Below are 18,875 nucleotides of genomic sequence, written 5' to 3'. Positions count from 1 at the left end.
CCGTCCGACCAGCCCGTGCGGCCCGGCGTTGACGGAGCCGCCAGGACCAGCTATGAGGGGACAGGACATGAACCGCCAGAACACCCGATTCCGTGCCGCGATGCTGCCGTCGATCGTGGGCATGGGACTGCTCACCCTCTCCCTGGCCGCCTGCGGCGGCTCCGGAGATGAGGAAGAGTCCAGCGCTCCGGCCAGCAGCGCCGCCTCCGATGAAGCCAGCGTGTCCGCCACGCCGTCAGCCACCGAGGACGCCACGGCGGATGCCTCCGCCACCGCATCCTCGGATGCCACCGGCCTGGACCAGCAGGTCGAGGAGGCGTTGATGACCGTCCTCGGTGAAGGGGCCACCATCCTGACCGGTGAGCAGTTGGAGCAGGCCACCCAGGAATCGCAGGGCTTGACCGAGGACATGACGGTGACCCCGGAGGAGTGCTTCGACGCTGGCCAGGCCGCCTCGGGCGAGCTGGCTGAAGGAGTCGAGAACATCGGTGGCCTGAGTATGGACCTCAGCGATGCCACCATGCCGTCCACGGACATCCTGATGGTCACGACCTTCCCCTCTGCCGATGCGGCGGCGCAGTCTCTGGAAGCGACGCAGACGCAGTCCGAGGACTGCTCCGAATTCACCGTGGAGATGGGTGACGCCATGTCCATGGAGATGAGCCTCGAGGTCCAGCCCGTGGAGGTGCAGGCCGACGGCTCGTTCGCCATGACCAGCACCACGACCGTCGCCCTCAGTGGCGCCACCCTGCCACCCGGCACCGAATCCACGACCGCCACCACGGTGGTCGTCCAGGACGATGACCGCCTGATCACCTATTCGGGGACCGGCGGCGGTGACGGGGTCGTGCCCGTCGAGGACGGTGTGACCCTCGTCGAGGACCTGCGCGCCGAACTCGACGGCTGAGACCCCTCCCCGGCGAGGCATCCTCGGCCAGCAGACCACCACACGTCCACCAGCACCCCAGCTAGTCCAGCAACCACCGATCGGAGCCCTCGTGCCCCTGCGCATGTCCACCCTGTTCCTCCGCACCCTGCGTGACGACCCGGCCGACGCCGAGGTGGCCAGCCACAGGCTGCTCGTCCGCGCCGGGTACATCCGGCGTTCCGGCCCGGGCGCCTACACGTGGCTGCCACTGGGGCTGCGCGTGAAGAACCGGGTCGAGCAGATCGTGCGCGAGGAGATGGACGCGATCGGCGGTCAGGAGGTCCAGTTCCCGGCGCTGCTGCCCAAGGAGCCCTACGAGGCCACCGGCCGCTGGGAGGAGTACGGTGACGCGCTGTTCCGCGTCCAGGACCGCAAGGGGGCGGACTTCCTGCTGGCCCCCACGCATGAGGAGATGTTCACCCTCCTGGTCAAGGACCACTACTCCTCCTACAAGGATCTGCCGGCGTACCTGTACCAGATCCAGACCAAGTTCCGGGATGAGGCCCGTCCGCGCGCCGGCCTGCTGCGCGTGCGCGAGTTCATCATGAAGGACTCCTACTCCTTCACCGTGGACGACGCCGGCCTGGACCAGGCCTACGCCGACCACCGGGGGGCCTACCTGCGGATCTTCGACCGCCTGGGCCTGGCCGTCGTCCCCGTCCAGGCCCAGGCGGGGGCCATGGGCGGCTCACGCTCCGAGGAGTTCCTCCACCCCTCACCGATCGGTGAGGACACCTTCGTGGAGTCCGACGCCGGCTTCCGCGCCAACGTCGAGGCCGTCACCACGGTGCCCCCTGCCGCCCTGGACGAGGCCGCAATCGCGGCCCTGCCGGCCGCCGAGGTCAAGGACACCCCGGACTCCACCACGATTGCGGCCCTCGTGGACGTCGCGAATCAGCTCGCACCGCGCGGCGAGGGCGGCTCCTGGACCGCCGCGGACACGCTCAAGTGCGTGGTGCTCACGGCCGTGCTGGACGGCAACGAGCGCCGCCAGTTCATCGTGGCCGTCCCCGGCGACCGGGACGTGGATCTCAAGCGCCTGGAGGCCGGCATCGGCGAGCTGCTCGAGGTGGCCGGGGAACCCGGTGTCGAGCAGGCCACCGAGGCGGACCTCGCCCGCCATCCGTCCCTGGTCAAGGGCTACATCGGTCCCAACAACGAATCCGGCCTGCCGTTCTTCGTGGACCCGCGCATCGTCACCGGCACCGCCTGGATCACCGGTGCCAACGCCCTGCAACAGCATGTCTTCGGGCTGGTGGCCGGGCGAGACTTCCAGTGGGACGGCGTCATCGAGGCCACCGAGGTACGGGACGGCGACCCGGCCCCGGACGGCTCCGGCCCTCTGCGCACCCGCCGAGGCATCGAGATGGGGCACATCTTCCAGCTCGGCCGCAAGTACGCCGAAGCCCTCGACCTCAAGGTCCTGGACCAGAACGGCAAGCAGGTCGTGGTGACCATGGGCTCCTACGGCATCGGCGTCACCCGCGCCGTCGCCGCCCTGGCCGAGTCCCACCACGATGAGAAGGGACTGGCGTGGCCGCGCGCCATCGCCCCCGCGGACGTGCATGTGGTGGCCACCGGCAAGGGTGAGGAGATCTTCGCCGCCGCGGAGCAGCTCGTCGGCGACCTCGAGGCCCAGGGCCTGACCGTGCTCTACGACGACCGCAAGAAGGTCTCGGCCGGCGTGAAGTTCTCGGACGTCGAGCTCATCGGCATCCCCACCTCCGTGGTCGTCGGCCGCGGCCTCGCCGACGGCGTGGTCGAGGTCAAGGACCGGGCCACGGGCGAGGCACAGTCCGTGGAGGTCGCCGGCGCCGCAGCCGCGATCGCCGGCCTCGTCCGCTCCGCCTAGGTCTTCGGCAGCATGGAGGCACGGCCGTGCTGACCGGCCTCGAGGACATCACCGCGGCCACCCTCGTGATGGTCCTCCTGGCCGGTCTCGCCGCCGGGTGGATCGACGCGGTGGTGGGCGGGGGAGGACTGCTCCAGCTGCCCGTACTGCTCATGGTCCCGGGCATCACCCCGGTCCAGGCGCTGGCCACGAACAAGCTGGGCTCCGTCTTCGGGACCACCACCAGCGCCATCACCTACTACCGGCGCATCCACCCGGACCTGAGCACCGCCCTGCCCATGGCGGTGGTCGCCCTGGGAGGCAGCTTCGGCGGGGCGATCGTCGCCACGCTGCTGCCGGCCGAGGTCATCAAGCCCGTCATCCTGCTGGCCCTGGTCGGCGTGGCCGTCTTCACGGCGGCCAGGCCCCAGCTGGGCCGTGACACGGGACTGCGCTACTCCGGCCGGCGCCACCTCGCGGTGGCCCTGGTCATCGGCCTGGTGATCGGCTTCTACGACGGCGTCCTCGGCCCGGGCACCGGGACGTTCCTGGTGATCTCGCTGGTGGCGGTCCTCGGCTACACCTTCCTGCAGGGCTCGGCGCAGGCCAAGATCGTGAACCTGTTCACCAACCTCGGCGCCATCGCCTTCTTCCTGCCCTCCGGCCACATCCTCCTCGGCCTGGGCCTCGTCCTGGGGGTGGCGAACATGATCGGCGGCTACCTCGGGGCCCGGATGGCCATCAGGCGCGGCTCGGGCTTCATCCGGATCGTGTTCCTCGTGGTGGTGTTCGTCCTGATCGTCAAACTCGGTTACGACTTTGTTGCCGACTGGGCTTGAATGGACCCATGCACGACGCCACCGAACACGCCACCGAACACCCTGAACGCACACCCCTGGCCGCGCTGGTCGCGCCCGCCGTCGAGTCCACCGGCCTGTACTTCGAGTCGGCCACGGTCGAGGGCGAGCCGGGTCAGCTGATCCTGAAGGTCGTCGTGGACCATGCCGACGGCACCGCCGGGCTGGATCTGGACGAGGTCGCCGAGGTGGCCCAGGCCATCTCGACCGCGCTCGATGCGGCGGGGTCCGACCTGCCGGAGCTCGGCACCGAGCCGTACCAGCTCGAGGTGTCCTCCCCGGGCGTCGAGCGACCGTTGACCGAGCCGCGGCACTGGCGCCGCAACGTCGGTCGTCTGGTCTCGGTCGAGGTCCTGCCCGACGACGGCCCGTCGCCCTCGCCGACCACCTCACCGGCCACCTCACCGGCCACCTCACCTGCGGCCTTGACCGAGGCGTCCGCTCCGGCGCCGGCCGGTCGGTTGACCGGGCGTATCCAGTCCGCCGACGAGGCTGGCGTCGTGCTGGTGCCGGTCAGGCCGGGGGCGAAGAAGGGGATGCCCGCGAAGATCGGTGATCCGGTCCGGCACGCATACGACCGCCTGGGGCCGGCCACGGTGCAGGTAGAGTTGACCCGCGGTGGCGGAAGTGCTGCCGATGAAGAACTGAATTCGGAGGTCTGAGTGGACATCGACATGAGCGCCCTGCGGATGCTGGAGACCGAGCGTGAGATCCCACTGGACCGCCTCGTGCCCACCATCGAACAGGCTTTGGTGGTCGCGTACCACAAGTCACCCGGCGCCCTGTCCCGGGCCCGCGCGGAGATCGACCGCAAATCCGGCCACGTGACGATCTGGGCCACCGAGATCGACGAGGACGGCCAGGCGGTCGGCGAGTTCGACGACACCCCGCAGGGCTTCGGCCGGATCGCCGCGTCCACGGCCCGGCAGATCATCCTCCAGCGACTGCGTGACGCCGAGGACGACAACATCCTGGGCCAGTTCAAGGGCCGCGAGGGCGAGATCATCTCCGGGCTGATCCAGCAGGGCACCAACCCGCACATGATCCAGGTGAACCTGGGCTCGGTCGAGGCCGTCCTGCCGCCGCCGGAACAGGTCCCCGGCGAGGACTACTCCCACGGCCAGCGTCTGCGCGCCTACGTGGTGGACGTGCACCGCGGGCTCAAGGGCCCCTCGATCACGCTCTCGCGCTCCCACCCGGGGCTGGTCCGCAAGCTGTTCGAACTGGAGGTCCCCGAGATCGCCGACGGTTCCGTGGAGATCCTCGCCCTGGCCCGAGAGGCCGGACACCGGACCAAGATGGCCGTCAAGGCCACCAAGGCCGGCATCAACGCCAAGGGTGCCTGCATCGGCGAGATGGGCTCCCGCGTCCGCGCGGTGATGAGCGAGCTGAACGACGAGAAGATCGACATCGTCGACTTCAGCGAGAACCCCGCCGCCTTCATCTCCTCCGCCCTGTCCCCGGCACGGGTCAGCTCCGTGGAGATCGTGGACGAGGCCACCCGGTCGGCCCGCGTGGTCGTTCCGCGGGACGTGCTCTCGCTGGCCATCGGCAAGGAGGGGCAGAACGCCCGTCTGGCCGCCAAGCTGACCGGCTGGCGGATCGACATCTCCGGCGAAGAGGCCTGAACCCGGACCGGTGGCCGCCATCTGCTGGCCCACCGGACCGACTGAGGTAGACTGGCCAGGTCCATTTCCATTTCCTTGACGGAACAGGCTCCACCATGCAGGCACACACCCCGGTGCGCACCTGCGTCGGGTGCCGAGGGAAAGAGGACCACACCAAGCTGGTGCGCCTGGCGCTGGAGGAGGTCACGAGTCCCGGACTCGTGGTTCCCGACTGGCGCCGGCGCAAGCCGGGCCGAGGGGCCTGGATCCACCCGGATCACGCTTGCCTGCAGGCCGCCCTGAAGAGGGGCGCATTCAATCGGGCCTTCCGGGGCCGTGTGGATGCGACCTCCCTGGCCGGACTGTTCGCCGGGCATCCGGATGCACCGGTGTTGAAGACCGAGAACGAAAGCGGGTCAGAGATCTGATGGAAACCCGATGAGCACCACACGATGAGTGCCCAACGATGAACACCACCCGTCATTACGGTCCGCTTGACACGGCCAGGGGGAGCTGAGGCTCCCCTCGAGGCCACGACGCGGACCAGAACAGGAGAACCGTGGCTAAGGTCCGCGTCCACGAGCTCGCCAAAGAGCTCGGCATTTCATCCAAGGAGGCCCTGAACAAGCTTCAGGACATGGGCGAATTCGTTCGTTCCGCCTCCTCGACCATCGAACCCCCGGTGGTCAAGAAGCTGCGTTCCGCCTATGCGGACGCCGCACCGAAGACTCCCTCCAAGCCGGCCGCCGCCAAGCCTGCGGCAGCCACTCCGGCACCGGCCGCCCCCGCGGCCGAGAAGCCGGCTGCTCCGGCAACCCCGGCAGCGGAGAAGCCGTCTGCTCCGGCAGCCCCGGCCACTGCCAAGCCTGCGGCAGCCACTCCGGCACCGGCACCGGCCGCCCCTGCGGCGCAGAAGCCGGCCGCTCCGGCACCGGCCGCGCCTGCGGCCGAAAAGCCTGCTGCTCCCGCCGCGCCGGCCACCCCTGCAGCATCGACGGAGGCTCCCGCGCCGGCGGCGCCAGCCTCTCCGTCCGCACCGAAGCCGGCCTCCCCGGCCCGTCCGGGTGCCCCGAAGCCGGGCGGCACCAAGCCGGCCGCTCCGCGGCCCGGCAACAACCCGTTCACCTCCAAGCAGTCCGCGCCCCGCGCCGATGAGCGTGGTGGCGAACGCGCCGGCGGCCCGCGCCCCGGTGGCCCCCGCCCCGGCGGTCCCCGTCCGGGCAACAACCCCTTCGCGCCCAAGCAGGGCATGCGCTCGGGCCGTCCGGATGCCGGTGAGCGCACCGGTGGTCCCCGTCCCGGCGGTCCGCGTCCGGCCGGTGCCGGCGCAGCCGCCGGTGGCCCGAAGCCGGGTGGCGCACGTCCCAGCCCGAACATGATGCCCGGCCACATCAACAAGCCGCAGCCGGCCTCCGCCCGTCCGGGTGGCGGCGGCCGTGGCCGTCCCGGTGGCGGCCCCGGTGGCACCGGTCCTGCCGGTGGTGGCGGTGGCCCGCGCGGCGGCCGTGGCGGACGCGGTGGTACCCAGGGTGCCTTCGGCCGTGGTGGTCCCGGCGGCCGCAAGCAGCGCAAGTCGAAGCGCGCGAAGCGTCAGGAACTGGAGCAGAAGTCGGCACCGTCGGTCGGCGGCGTCTCCGTCCCGCGCGGTGACGGCACCACGCAGCTCCGCCTGCGCCGCGGCTCGTCCCTGAGTGACTTCGCCGAGAAGATCAACGCGGATCCGGCCTCGCTGGTGACCGTGCTCTTCCACTTGGGCGAGATGGCGAACGCCAACCAGTCCCTGGACGAGGACACCTTCGCGGTACTCGGCGAGGAGCTGGGCTACCGGATCGAGATCGTCTCCCCGGAGGACGAGGACAAGGAGCTCCTGGAGGGCTTCGACATCGACCTCGACGCCGAGGAACAGGCCGAGACCGAGGACGACCTCGAGAAGCGCCCGGCCGTCGTGACCGTCATGGGCCACGTGGACCACGGCAAGACCCGTCTGCTGGACGCCATCCGCTCCACGAAGGTCATCGAGGGCGAGGCCGGTGGCATCACCCAGCACATCGGCGCCTATCAGGTGGACTTCCAGCACGGTGAGGACGACCGCAGCCTGACCTTCATCGACACCCCGGGCCACGAGGCGTTCACCGCCATGCGTGCCCGTGGTGCCAAGGTCACGGACATCGCCGTGCTCGTGGTCGCCGCCGATGACGGCGTCATGCCGCAGACCGTCGAGGCACTGAACCATGCCCAGGCGGCCGGTGTGCCGATCGTGGTTGCGGTCAACAAGATCGACAAGCCCGATGCCTCTCCGGAGAAGATCCGCGGCCAGCTCGCCGAGTACGGCGTGGTGCCCGAGGAGTACGGCGGCGACACGATGTTCGTGGACGTCTCCGCCCGGAACAACCTGAACATCGATGAGCTGCTCTCGGCCATCCTGCTCACGTCGGATGCCGCGCTGGAGCTCACCGCCAATCCGAACAAGGGCGCCCGCGGTGTGGCCATCGAGGCCAACCTGGACAAGGGCCGCGGTGCCGTGGTCACGGTGCTCGTGCAGTCCGGCACCCTGCGGGTCGGGGACACCATGGTGGTGGGCAATGCCCACGGCCGTGTCCGCGCGATGTTCGACGACGACGGCACCACCGTGACCGAGGCGCCGCCGTCGCGTCCGGTCCAGGTGCTGGGTCTGTCCTCCGTGCCGCGGGCCGGCGACACCTTCCTGGTGACCGAGGACGACCGCACCGCCCGTCAGATCGCCGAGAAGCGCGAAGCCGCCGATCGCAACGCCATGCTGGCCAAGCGCCGCAAGCGGATCTCCCTGGAGAACTTCGACCAGGCCGTGGCCGAGGGCAAGATCGACACCCTCAACCTCATCATCAAGGGCGACGCCTCCGGCGCCGTGGAGGCCCTCGAGGACTCCCTGCTCGAGATCGAGGTCGGTGCCGAGGTGCAGCTGCGCGTCATCCACCGCGGGGTGGGTGCCATCACGCAGAACGACGTCAACCTGGCCACCGTGGACAACGCCATCATCATCGGCTTCAACGTCCGCCCGGCCGAGCGCGTCAACGACCTCGCCGACAAGGAGGGCGTGGACATGCGCTTCTACTCGGTGATCTACGACGCGATCGACGACATCGAGAATGCGCTCAAGGGCATGCTCAAGCCGGAGTACGAGGAGGTCCAGCTGGGCACCGCGGAGGTCCGCGAGGTCTTCCGCTCCTCCAAGTGGGGCAGCATCGCCGGTTCCCTGGTCCGCTCCGGGCTCATCCGCCGCAACGCCTCGGCCCGCCTGGTGCGGGACGGCAACGTGGTGGCGGACAAGCTCAAGATCGAGTCCCTGCGCCGGTTCAAGGACGATGCCACCGAGGTCCGCGAGGGCTACGAGTGCGGTATCGGCCTGGGTGGCTTCAACGACATCAAGGACGGCGACATCATCGAGACCTTCGAGATGCAGGAGAAGCCGCGCGTCTGAGTTGACGCGCCGGCCGATCCCCCCAAGGAGAAAGGACGGTCCCATGGTGGATCAGGCACGTGCGGCCCGGTTGGCCCAACGGATCAAGGTCCTGGTCGCCGAGGCCCTGCGCAAGCGGGTCAAGGATGACCGGGCCGAGGCCATCACCCTCACCGAGGTGCGGGTGACCAACGACCTCCAGCACGCCACCGTGTATTACACGGTGCTCGGCGACGCCACGGCGGCCGAGGGTGCCCGGGAGGTCCTCGAGGCCCACCACGGCGCCATCCGGCACGAGGTCGGCCGCCAGCTGACCATCCGGCTGGTGCCGACCCTGGAGTTCGTGGCAGACGAGGTCCCGGAGGTCGCGGCGCACCTCGAGGAGGTGCTCGCCCAGGCCAAGGAGCGCGACGCCGAACTGGCCCGGTTGCGGGAGAACGCCTCCTTCGCCGGTGAGTCCGACCCGTACAAGAAGGACGGCGAGGACAGCGGGAACGAGGACACGGCCCGTTGAGCAGTTCTTCCAGGCAGTCCCGGGACCGGGAGCTGCCCGAGGGCGCTCCCGGCACCCAGGCCTCCGGCCTGGTGCTCGTGGACAAGCCGGCCGGCTGGACCTCCCATGACGTGGTCGGGAAGGTCCGCCGGCTGGCCGGCACCCGCAAGGTCGGTCATGCCGGCACCCTGGATCCGATGGCCACCGGCCTGCTGGTGGTCGGCTTCAACAAGGCCACCCGTCTGCTGACGGCGATCACGGGGACGGACAAGACCTACCTGGCGACCATCCGGCTCGGTGTCTCCACCGTGACGGACGACGCCGAGGGTGAGGTGTTGCAGACCCGGCTCGCGAACGCGGTCACCCCGGAACGGGTGGCCGCCGCCGTGGCCGGCCTCACGGGGGACCTGCAGCAGGTCCCCTCGGCGGTGTCCGCCATCAAGTTGGACGGGCAGCGCGCCTATCACCGGGTGCGGGCCGGCGAGGACGTGCGCCTCGACGCCCGGCCCGTCACGGTCCGCCGCTTCGAGGTCACCGATTACCGGCGTGCCGAGGACGGTACGACCGTGGACCTCGACGTCGAGGTGGACTGCACCTCGGGGACCTACATCCGTGCCCTGGCCCGGGACCTGGGGGAGGCCCTCGAGACCGGCGGCCACCTGACCGCCTTGCGGCGCACCGCCGTCGGGCCGTTCTCCGTGGCCGACGCCGTGACCCTCGAGGACCTGGCGGTGCGTTTCACCTCCACCGAACTCTCCGAGGCCGCCGCCGGGCTGTTCCCCGTGCGCCGGCTGACCGGTGAGGAGGCCTCCGAGCTGTCCTTCGGGCGGCGCATCGAGGCCACCGGCAGCGAGGGGATGGTGGCCGCACAGGCGCCGGACGGCACCGTCGTCGCCCTGATCTGCGACCAGGAGCGCCAGGGCCGCCCGGAGTCCCTCTCCGCCAAGCCCGAGATCGTCTTCGCGCCCGCCCCAGCGCCCGCCCGGGCGCCCGGCCAGGACGGCGGGCGGACGTGACCGAGGTGGCGACCGACGGCTGGTTCTGGGTCGGCACCGCGCTGTGTGCCGTCTCCTTGGTGATCTGCGTGGTGATGACCTTCATCCGCACCTTCCCGGATGACTTCTCCATCCTCTCCGTGGCCGCGGTGGAGCTCTTCCTGGTGGTCTACGGCGTGGGCGCGATCTTCCGCCAGGGCGGAGGCGAGCCCCTCCAGGGGGAACTCTGGGAGTTCTGGGGCTATGTCCTCACGGCGCTGGTGGTCTCCCTGGTCGCGGTGGTGTGGGCCGTCACGGACAAGACCCGCTGGTCCAACCTGGTGATGGCCGCCGTGGGGCCGACGATCTTCGTGATGTTATACAGACTGCAGGTGATCTGGTTTGGCTGAGGCCGAGAACAACGAGAACAAAGTGGACAACGCGCCCCGGCGGAACCAGGGACTCGGCCGCATCCTGGTGATGGTCTACGCCGTGTTCGCCCTGTCCTCCTTCGCGCGGTCGATCTTCCAGATCGCCACGCACTTCGAGCAGGCGCCGCTGGCCTACCTGTTGTCCGCCTTCGCCGCCGCCGTCTACATCGTGGCCACGCTGTCCCTGGCCCGTTCCGGCCGCACGGCCTGGTACGTCTCGGTCGTGGCAGTGGGCATCGAACTGGTGGGCGTGGTCGGGGTCGGGCTCTGGACGCTCCTGGATCCGCAGCTGTTCGCCGATGACACGGTGTGGAGCCGCTTCGGCGCCGGATACGGATACATCCCCCTGATCCTGCCGATCCTGGGCCTCGCCTGGCTGCTGGGACACCGCCCCCGCGTCGAAGTGGAAGGCCGCCCCTGAGGGGGTGGATAATCGAGTGATGAGCCGGAGCGGAGGGACTGCATGCACTATTGGGACGGCCTAGCCGCCGTACCGGAGAATCCCGCACCCTCCGTGGTCACCATCGGGAACTTCGACGGGGTGCACCGTGGCCACCTCCAGGTCCTCGACCAGGTCGTCTCCGCCGCGCGCGGTTCCGGGGCGACCTCCGTAGCCATCACCTTCGACCCGCACCCCCGCGTGGTGCACCGGCCCAATGACCTCCAGGAGGCCATCACCGGCTACGAGGAGAAGGCCCGGCTGATCGAGCAGGCCGGCATCGACGCGATGCTGGTCATCCACTACACCCTCGAATTCGCCCAGCAGAGTCCCGAGGAGTTCGTCAAGAACGTGATCGTGGACGCCGTCAACGCCACGGCGGTGGTGGTCGGCCGGGACGTCCGCTTCGGCTACCGCAACTCCGGTGACTTCAGCACCATGGTGGAACTCGGCCGCCGGTACGGCTTCGACGTCATCGACGTGGCCGACTTCGGCGAGGACCGCCGCTGCTCCTCCACCTGGATCCGCGAAGCGCTGCGCGAGGGCAAGGTCCGCGAAGCCGCCGGTGTGCTGGGCCGCAACCACCGCGTGCACGGCGAGGTCGTCCACGGCTTCGCCCGGGGCCGCGAGCTCGGCTTCCCCACCGCCAACCTCTCCGACGAGGTCCAGGGCATGATCCCCGCCGACGGCGTCTACGCCGGCTGGCTCTTCGATGAGGCGCACCGATGCTGGCCCGTCGCCATCTCGATCGGATCCAACCCGACCTTCGAGGGAGTGTCCCGGGTGGTCGAGGCCCATGTCATCGACCGGCCGCAGGAACAGGTCGAGGCCTTCGACCTGTACGGCCAGTTCGTCACGGTCGAGTTCGTGGAGCGGCTGCGCGGCATGGTCGCATTCGAGGGCATCCCCAAGCTCGTCGAGCAGATGACCCAGGACGTCGACCGCACCCGCGAGGTCCTCGCCGCCGTCCCGGCGGACCCCCGTCCATGACCGTCCGGTGACAGCCCAGTGACACGTCCCGTCCCGAACCGGCCCGGCGGGGACCCCCGCCTCGACAACGCCTCCCGGCAGAGCCTCGGGGCCGCCTTCGCCACCGGGGGAGAGCACTACCACGCGGTGCGGCCCTCCTATCCGGCGCAGACCGTCGAGTTCATGGTCCCGGCCGGCGCCCGCACCGCCGTGGACCTCGGCGCCGGCACCGGACTCTTCACCCGGCTGCTGGCGGACCGGGGACTCGAGGTCACCGCCGTGGACCCCTCGGCCTCCATGCTGGAACCGCTGCGGCGCGCGGTGCCCGCCGCCGCCGTCGTGCAGGCCGCCGCGGAGCACACCGGACTTCAGACCGGCGGCTTCGACCTGGTCACGAGCGCGCAGGCGTGGCACTGGATCGACCCGGACGCCGGCTCGGCGGAGGCCGCACGGCTGCTGCGCCCCGGCGGGACGCTGGCCCTGGTGTGGAACCAACTGGACACCTCCGTGCCCTGGGTCCACCGGCTCACCCGGATCATGCATGCCGGAGACGTCCACGCGGCCCGCTCCGGCCGGCCACAGCGGCGCACGCGCGCCCCCTTCGGAGCAGAGGAGCACCACGAGGTGCACTGGACGGACCGCACGACGCCGGCCGGCCTCCACGCGCTGATGGCGTCCCGTTCGTATTGGCTGCGCTCGGGCGAGCGTATCCACGCGAGGATGACCGCCAACCTCGAGTGGTACCTGCACGAGCACCTGGGATTCGCCCCGGACGAGACGATCGAACTGCCGTACCTGACGCTCGCGCTGCGCACGCGACGCGGCTGACGGCAACTGGACTGCTAGACTGGAATGCTGGTGCCCGCTGTAGTCCGCGGTGGCGGGATCCACCATTCATGATCGCGGCACAACTCATAAGGAGTTCGCGTGGCACTCGACCCCGCCGTCAAGCAGGACATCATCAAGGAATACGCCACCCACGAGGGCGACACCGGTTCCCCGGAAGTGCAGATCGCTGTGCTGTCCCGTCGCATCTCGGACCTGACGGAACACCTGAAGTCCCACAAGCACGACCACCACACCCGCCGCGGCCTGATGGCCCTGGTCGGTCGCCGTCGTCGTATGCTCGGGTACCTCGAGCGCACCGACATCGAGCGCTACCGCTCGCTGATCGGGCGCCTCGGCCTGCGTAAGTGACCTCATGACTTCAGGCGGCGTCCCGGGCGTGGGGGTTTTCCCCATTCGGGCCGCCGCCTCTAGTCTGGTCTGGGATGGCCACCCGATGTGACCGTCCCTGCTGTACACCAGTCAGCACACCCATCAAGCCCGTCAGCGTCCATCCATTCGCGGTCCTCGACAGTGGCTTCCGGAACCTCACGACCATCGTGTCCGAGCGTCCGGAGGCTTCGATCGAAGACCGGGTGGTGACGCGGCGGGCCGCGAAGAAAGGACACCCACCCATGGAGGGTCCCGAAATCAAGTTCGCCGAAGCCGTCATCGACAACGGCACCTACGGCCAGCGCGTCGTGCGCTTCGAAACCGGCCGTCTGGCCCAGCAGGCCGCCGGCGCGGCCATGGTCTACATCGACGAGGAGACCTCGATGCTGTCGGCCACGACCGTCGGCAAGTCCCCGCGTGAGGGCTTTGACTTCTTCCCGCTGACCGTGGACGTCGAGGAGCGCATGTACGCTGCCGGCCGCATCCCCGGGTCGTTCTTCCGCCGGGAGGGCCGCCCGTCCACGGACGCCATCCTCACCTGCCGCCTGATCGACCGCCCGCTGCGCCCCGCCTTCACCAAGGGCATCCGCAACGAGGTCCAGGTCGTCGTGACCGTCACCTCGATCGCTCCGGACGAGGTCTACGACACCGTGGCCATCAACGCCGCCTCGATGTCCACCCAGCTCTCCGGGCTGCCGTTCTCCGGCCCGATCGGCGGCGTCCGCGTGGCCCTGATCGACGACGGCACCGGCAACCGCCAGTGGGTCGCCTTCCCGAAGCACTCCCAGCTGAAGAACGCCGTGTTCAACATGGCCGTGGCCGGCCGTGTGGCCGGGGACGACATCGCCGTGATGATGGTCGAGGCCGAGGCCACCCCGGACTCCTGGACCCTGATCAAGGAACAGGGCGCCACCGCTCCGACCGAGGAGATCGTGGCCGAGGGCCTCGAGGCCGCCAAGCCTTTCATCAAGGCCCTCTGCGATGCGCAGGCCGACCTGGCCCAGCGCGCCGCCAAGGCCCCCGTCGAGATCCCGGTCTTCAAGGACTACGAGGACGATGCCTACGAGGCCGTGGAGCAGTTCGCCGCCGCCCGCCTGCAGGAGATCTACTCGATCGCCGACAAGCAGGAGCGCCAGAACACTGACGACGCCTACCGCGCCGAGGTCGTCGAGGCCCTGGCCGGCGAGGGCACCCAGTTCGAGCAGCGCCGCGGGGAGATCGCCAAGGCCTACGGTGCGGTGACCAAGAAGGCCGTGCGCCAGCAGATCCTGACCAACCAGGTCCGCATCGACGGCCGTGGCCTGACGGACATCCGCAAGCTGACCGCTGAGGTGGAGGTCCTGCCGCGGGTGCACGGTTCGGCGATCTTCGAGCGCGGCGAGACCCAGATCATGGGTGTCACCACGCTGAACATGCTGAAGATGGAACAGCAGATCGACTCCCTGGCCCCGGAGACCCACAAGCGCTACCTGCACCACTACAACTTCCCGCCGTACTCCGTCGGCGAGACCGGCCGAGTGGGCTCGCCCAAGCGCCGCGAGATCGGCCACGGTGCCCTCGCCGAGCGCGCCATGGTCCCGGTGCTGCCGAGCCGTGATGAGTTCCCGTATGCGATCCGCCAGGTCTCCGAGGCCCTGGGCTCCAACGGTTCCACCTCCATGGGTTCCGTCTGCGCCTCCACCCTGTCGATGCTGAACGCCGGTGTGCCCCTGAAGGCCCCCGTGGCCGGCATCGCCATGGGCCTGGTCTCGGACACCGTGGACGGTCAGACCCGCTACGCCGCCCTGACGGACATCCTCGGCGCCGAGGATGCCTTCGGCGACATGGACTTCAAGGTGGCCGGCACCTCCGAGTTCGTCACCGCGATCCAGCTGGACACCAAGCTCGACGGCATCCCGGCCTCCGTGCTGGCCGCCGCGCTGACCCAGGCCCGTGAGGCCCGCCTGCACATCCTGGGTGTCCTGAACGCCGCGATCGACGCCCCGGACGAGATGAGCCAGTACGCACCGCGCATCATCGCCGTCAAGATCCCGGTGGACAAGATCGGTGCCGTCATCGGTCCCAAGGGTGCCATGATCAACCAGATCCAGGACGACACGGGCGCGGACATCTCCATCGAGGACGACGGCACCGTGCTGATCGGCGCCACCGAGGGATCGGCAGCCGAGGCCGCCCGTTCCGCGGTCAACGCCATCGCCAACCCGCAGGTCCCCGAGGTCGGTGAGCGCTACCTCGGCACCGTGGTGAAGCTGACCACCTTCGGTGCGTTCGTGTCCCTCACCCCGGGCAAGGACGGTCTGCTGCACATCTCCGAGCTGCGCAAGATCAACGAGGGCAAGCGCGTCGAGGACGTCGAGGACGTCGTCGAGGTCGGCCAGAAGATCCAGGTCGAGATCACCAAGATCGACGACCGCGGCAAGCTGTCCCTGGCCCCCGTGGTCGAGGGCGGCGAGTCCGAGAACTCCGAGAACAACGAGTCGGGCGCCGAGGAGTCCGAGGAGAACTGATCTCCCGCTGATCGCCTGATCGAGCTGACCCGTCAGCTCCACCGGCCCGTGGCCCGCACTTCGGTGTGGGCCACGGGTGGTTAAGGCCTCGGTGAGGTCAGCCGTGGTGGCGCTGGTAGTTTCGGAGACATGAGTCCTACGCTGCCGATCCCCGCTGATTTCACCGGAACCATCCAGGACGCCGGCCACGGCTCCGTGGTCCGGCGTTCCGTGCTGCCCGGGGGTGTCCGGGTGCTGACCGAGGCGATGCCGGACCAGCGCTCGGTCACCATCGGTTTCTGGATCGCGGTGGGCTCACGGGACGAGGCGGAGGGTGGTTTCGGCTCCACCCACTTCCTGGAGCACCTGCTCTTCAAGGGCACCCCCACCCGGTCGGCCATGGACATCGCCACGGCCTTCGATCGCGTCGGCGGGGAGTCCAACGCCTCCACGGCCAAGGAGTCGACGTGCTACCACGCCAGGGTGCTGGACACCGACCTGCCGATGGCCATCGACGTCATCACGGACATGGTCACCTCCGCCCTGATCGACGCGACCGAGCTCGAGACGGAACGCGGGGTGATCCTCGAGGAACTGGCCATGGACGCCGACGATCCGATCGACACCGCGCACGAGGCCCTGGCCGCGGCCCTGCTGGACGGGCATGAGCTGGGCCGACCCATCGGCGGCACCGCCCAGACCATCAACGCCGTGACCCGCGAACGCGTGCTGGAGCACTACCGCCAGTGGTACCGCCCGGACGAACTGGTGGTGACCGCCGCCGGCGGCCTGGACCATGACGAGGTGTGCCGGCTCGTGATCGAGGCGCTGGACCGCTCGGGCTGGGACCTGCCGGAGGGTGCTTCCCCGGCCCCGCGCCGCAGTCACGTGTACACGGGAGCAGGGATCTCCGAGGGACTGCACCGGATCTCCCGGCCGGTGGAGCAGTCCTCGATCCTGGTCGGCGGGCGCTCCGTCCACTCCCTGGACCCCGACCGGTTCGCGCTGGCCCTGATGAACTCCACCCTGGGAGGGGGCATGAGCTCGCGCCTGTTCCAGGAGATCCGGGAGAAGCGCGGTCTGGCCTACAACACCTACTCGTTCTCTGCCGCCTATTCGGACGTGGGCTACTTCGGCCTCTACGCCGGCTGCTCCCCGCAGAAGGCCGACTCCGTGGCCGAGCTCATGGTCTCGGAGCTGGAGCGCCTGGCCGAGCACGGCATCACGGACGAGGAACTGGAGCGTGCCCGCGGCCAGCTCTCCGGCGGCACCGTGCTCGGGCTGGAGGACACCGGCTCCCGGATGTCCCGTTTGGGCCGGGCCGAACTGGTCACGGGGGAGTTCGTGGACCTGGACGGCGCCCTGGACCGGCTGCGCGCCGTGACGGCCGAGCAGGTGCAGACGGTGGCCCAGCGCCTGGCCGCCTCCCCGCGGGCCACGATCATGGTCGGCCCGGATGCGTCGGCGGACGGACTCTCCGGCAGCTGAGTGTTTCCAGGACGTTTTCATCCGGGTGTCCTGCGGGGAGTCGCTTGACTCGAAGTGGTGTGTGCAACATTCTGGACGGCATCGACCTCTCACAGGCCGATCCGTCGCCCGAGGGGCCGGGCACCGCACCACGGACAGAAAGACCGGTTCACCGTCATGGATCAACTGCAAACAGTGCTGGACAACATCGGCTCGTTCGTCTGGGGTCCGTTCTTCCTCATCCCCCTGCTGTTGGGCACCGGCCTCTACCTGACCATCCGTCTGGGCTTCCTGCAGTTCCACAAGCTCTTTCCCGCCCTGAATCTGGGGATCATCCGCCGGCGGGATGCGGACACCGAGGGAGACATCTCCCAGTTCCAGGCCCTGACCACCGCCCTGGCCGCCACGGTCGGCACCGGGAACATCGTGGGTGTGGCCACGGCGATCGGCATCGGCGGACCCGGTGCCCTGTTCTGGATGTGGGTCACGGGCCTGCTGGGCATGGCCTCGAAGTACTCCGAGGCGTACCTGGCCGTCCGGTTCCGCACCACCGACGAGGCCGGGGACAAGTCCGGCGGCCCGCAGTACTACCTGCAGAAGGCCATCAAGGGGCCCTTGGGCAAGACCCTGGCCCTGACCTTCGCCGTCTTCGCCTTCCTCGCCTCGTTCGGCATCGGCAACATGACCCAGGGCAACTCCATCGCGGCCAACGTCGAAGGCTCCTGGAATGTGGCCCCGTGGATCACCGGCATCATCCTGACCGTCATGACGCTGCTGGTGCTGGTGGGCGGGATCAAGGCCATCGGCAAGGTCACCGCCGGGTTCGTTCCCGTCATGATCGTCTTCTACGTGGCGGCCTCGCTCTATATCCTGATCGCCAACCTCGTGGACATCCCGGCCGCCTTCGCCCTCATCTTCACCGATGCCTTCACCGGCACCGCCGCGGTCGGCGGCTTCACCGGCTCGATCCTCATCATCGCCATCCAGTACGGCGTGGCACGCGGCATGTTCTCCAATGAATCGGGGATGGGCTCGGCGGCGATCGCAGCAGCAGCGGCCCAGACGTCCCACCCGGTTCGGCAGGGACTGGTGTCCATGACGCAGACGTTCATCGACACGCTGATCGTGGTGACCTGCACTGGCCTGGTGATCATCACCACCGGAGCCTGGAACGTGATCGACGAGGCGACCGGTGAGCAGATCTCCGCGGCGCTGATGACCGGCGAGGCCTTCTCTCACGGCCTGCCCGGAGAATGGGGTCACTGGATCGTCACCATCGGTCTGATCATGTTCGCCTTCTCCACCATCCTCGGCTGGTCCTACTACGGTGAGCGCAACGTGGAACGGCTCTTCGGTCAGCGGCTCGTGATGCCCTACCGTGTGGTCTTCTCGCTCGTGGTGTTCGTGGGCTGCACCGTGCCGCTGTCCATCGTCTGGAGCTTCTCCGACATCATGAACGGCCTGATGGCACTGCCGAACCTCATCGGACTGCTGGTCCTCTCCGGTTTGATCGCCCGCGAGACCCGGCACTACCTCAAGCATGATCCGAAGCTGGTGGCGAGCACCGCCGAGATCGAGGCCTTCATGGTGGACCGGCCGGGCTGGGCGGATTGGAAGTCCGGAAACGTGGTCGGCTCCTCCCGCACGCACACCGGGCGGTCACCGGTGAAGCCCGCCGGTGACCGGCACTAGGAGCGAGCCGCTGGCTGCCGGTGCGCGCGTCGGCGCCGGGGGCCTCC

17 protein-coding genes are annotated in these 18,875 nt (G+C 69.4%); all 17 read left to right on the top strand.

The window, feature by feature from the left end; genetic code table 11:
• Positions 1-67: 67 nt before the first annotated feature.
• The 17 genes from IEX49_RS01630 to IEX49_RS01550 all read left to right on the top strand — a co-directional run bounded on the left by IEX49_RS01630 (position 68) and on the right by IEX49_RS01550 (position 18,828).
• Positions 68-907: a hypothetical protein gene (locus tag IEX49_RS01630; RefSeq protein WP_188803548.1), complete on the top strand. Its 840-nt coding sequence runs from the start codon at positions 68-70 to the stop codon at positions 905-907.
• Positions 908-998: 91 nt separating this feature from the next.
• Positions 999-2,780, top strand: a complete 1,782-nt coding sequence (locus tag IEX49_RS01625) for a proline--tRNA ligase (protein WP_188803546.1) — start codon at positions 999-1,001, stop codon at positions 2,778-2,780.
• Positions 2,781-2,806: 26 nt separating this feature from the next.
• A complete protein-coding gene (locus tag IEX49_RS01620) occupies positions 2,807-3,598 on the top strand; it encodes a sulfite exporter TauE/SafE family protein (RefSeq protein ID WP_188803544.1) in 792 nt (263 codons plus the stop codon).
• An 8-nt stretch (positions 3,599-3,606) separates the two neighbouring features.
• Positions 3,607-4,278 (top strand): ribosome maturation factor RimP, encoded by a 672-nt coding sequence (gene rimP, locus IEX49_RS01615; protein ID WP_188803542.1) that lies wholly within the window; start codon positions 3,607-3,609, stop codon positions 4,276-4,278.
• Complete coding sequence (gene nusA, locus IEX49_RS01610) at positions 4,279-5,244, top strand: transcription termination factor NusA (protein ID WP_159549829.1); 966 nt, start codon at positions 4,279-4,281, stop codon at positions 5,242-5,244.
• A 95-nt stretch (positions 5,245-5,339) separates the two neighbouring features.
• A complete protein-coding gene (locus IEX49_RS01605) occupies positions 5,340-5,651 on the top strand; it encodes a YlxR family protein (RefSeq protein WP_188803540.1) in 312 nt (103 codons plus the stop codon).
• Between the two features lie 131 nt (positions 5,652-5,782).
• Positions 5,783-8,680, top strand: a complete 2,898-nt coding sequence (gene infB / locus IEX49_RS01600; protein WP_188803538.1) for a translation initiation factor IF-2 — start codon at positions 5,783-5,785, stop codon at positions 8,678-8,680.
• Between the two features lie 43 nt (positions 8,681-8,723).
• On the top strand, positions 8,724-9,173 hold the full coding sequence (gene rbfA / locus IEX49_RS01595; protein ID WP_188803536.1) for a 30S ribosome-binding factor RbfA: 450 nt from the start codon (positions 8,724-8,726) through the stop codon (positions 9,171-9,173).
• A gap of 32 nt (positions 9,174-9,205) precedes the next feature.
• Entirely contained in the window at positions 9,206-10,168 is a 963-nt protein-coding gene (truB, locus tag IEX49_RS01590; protein ID WP_188804178.1) for a tRNA pseudouridine(55) synthase TruB, read from the top strand.
• A gap of 5 nt (positions 10,169-10,173) precedes the next feature.
• On the top strand, positions 10,174-10,536 hold the full coding sequence (locus IEX49_RS01585) for a hypothetical protein (protein ID WP_188804176.1): 363 nt from the start codon (positions 10,174-10,176) through the stop codon (positions 10,534-10,536).
• Positions 10,537-10,606: 70 nt separating this feature from the next.
• Positions 10,607-10,978, top strand: coding sequence for a hypothetical protein (locus IEX49_RS01580; protein ID WP_229672141.1), 372 nt, complete (start codon positions 10,607-10,609; stop codon positions 10,976-10,978).
• Positions 10,979-11,020: 42 nt separating this feature from the next.
• A complete protein-coding gene (locus IEX49_RS01575; protein ID WP_188803532.1) occupies positions 11,021-11,986 on the top strand; it encodes a bifunctional riboflavin kinase/FAD synthetase in 966 nt (321 codons plus the stop codon).
• Between the two features lie 18 nt (positions 11,987-12,004).
• Entirely contained in the window at positions 12,005-12,793 is a 789-nt protein-coding gene (locus tag IEX49_RS01570) for a class I SAM-dependent methyltransferase (RefSeq protein ID WP_188803530.1), read from the top strand.
• 99 nt (positions 12,794-12,892) lie between these two features.
• Positions 12,893-13,162 (top strand): 30S ribosomal protein S15, encoded by a 270-nt coding sequence (gene rpsO / locus IEX49_RS01565; protein WP_188803527.1) that lies wholly within the window; start codon positions 12,893-12,895, stop codon positions 13,160-13,162.
• Between the two features lie 263 nt (positions 13,163-13,425).
• Entirely contained in the window at positions 13,426-15,690 is a 2,265-nt protein-coding gene (locus IEX49_RS01560) for a polyribonucleotide nucleotidyltransferase (RefSeq protein ID WP_188803525.1), read from the top strand.
• Positions 15,691-15,819: 129 nt separating this feature from the next.
• Positions 15,820-17,157, top strand: coding sequence for a M16 family metallopeptidase (locus tag IEX49_RS01555; protein WP_188803523.1), 1,338 nt, complete (start codon positions 15,820-15,822; stop codon positions 17,155-17,157).
• Between the two features lie 156 nt (positions 17,158-17,313).
• Positions 17,314-18,828, top strand: coding sequence for an alanine/glycine:cation symporter family protein (locus IEX49_RS01550; protein WP_188803521.1), 1,515 nt, complete (start codon positions 17,314-17,316; stop codon positions 18,826-18,828).
• The last annotated feature ends 47 nt before the right edge of the window (positions 18,829-18,875 follow it).

Source organism: Citricoccus zhacaiensis (assembly GCF_014645315.1).
In the GTDB taxonomy this organism is placed as follows: Bacteria; Actinomycetota; Actinomycetes; order Actinomycetales; family Micrococcaceae; genus Citricoccus; species Citricoccus zhacaiensis.
This window is presented reverse-complemented; position numbering and strand designations above follow the sequence as displayed.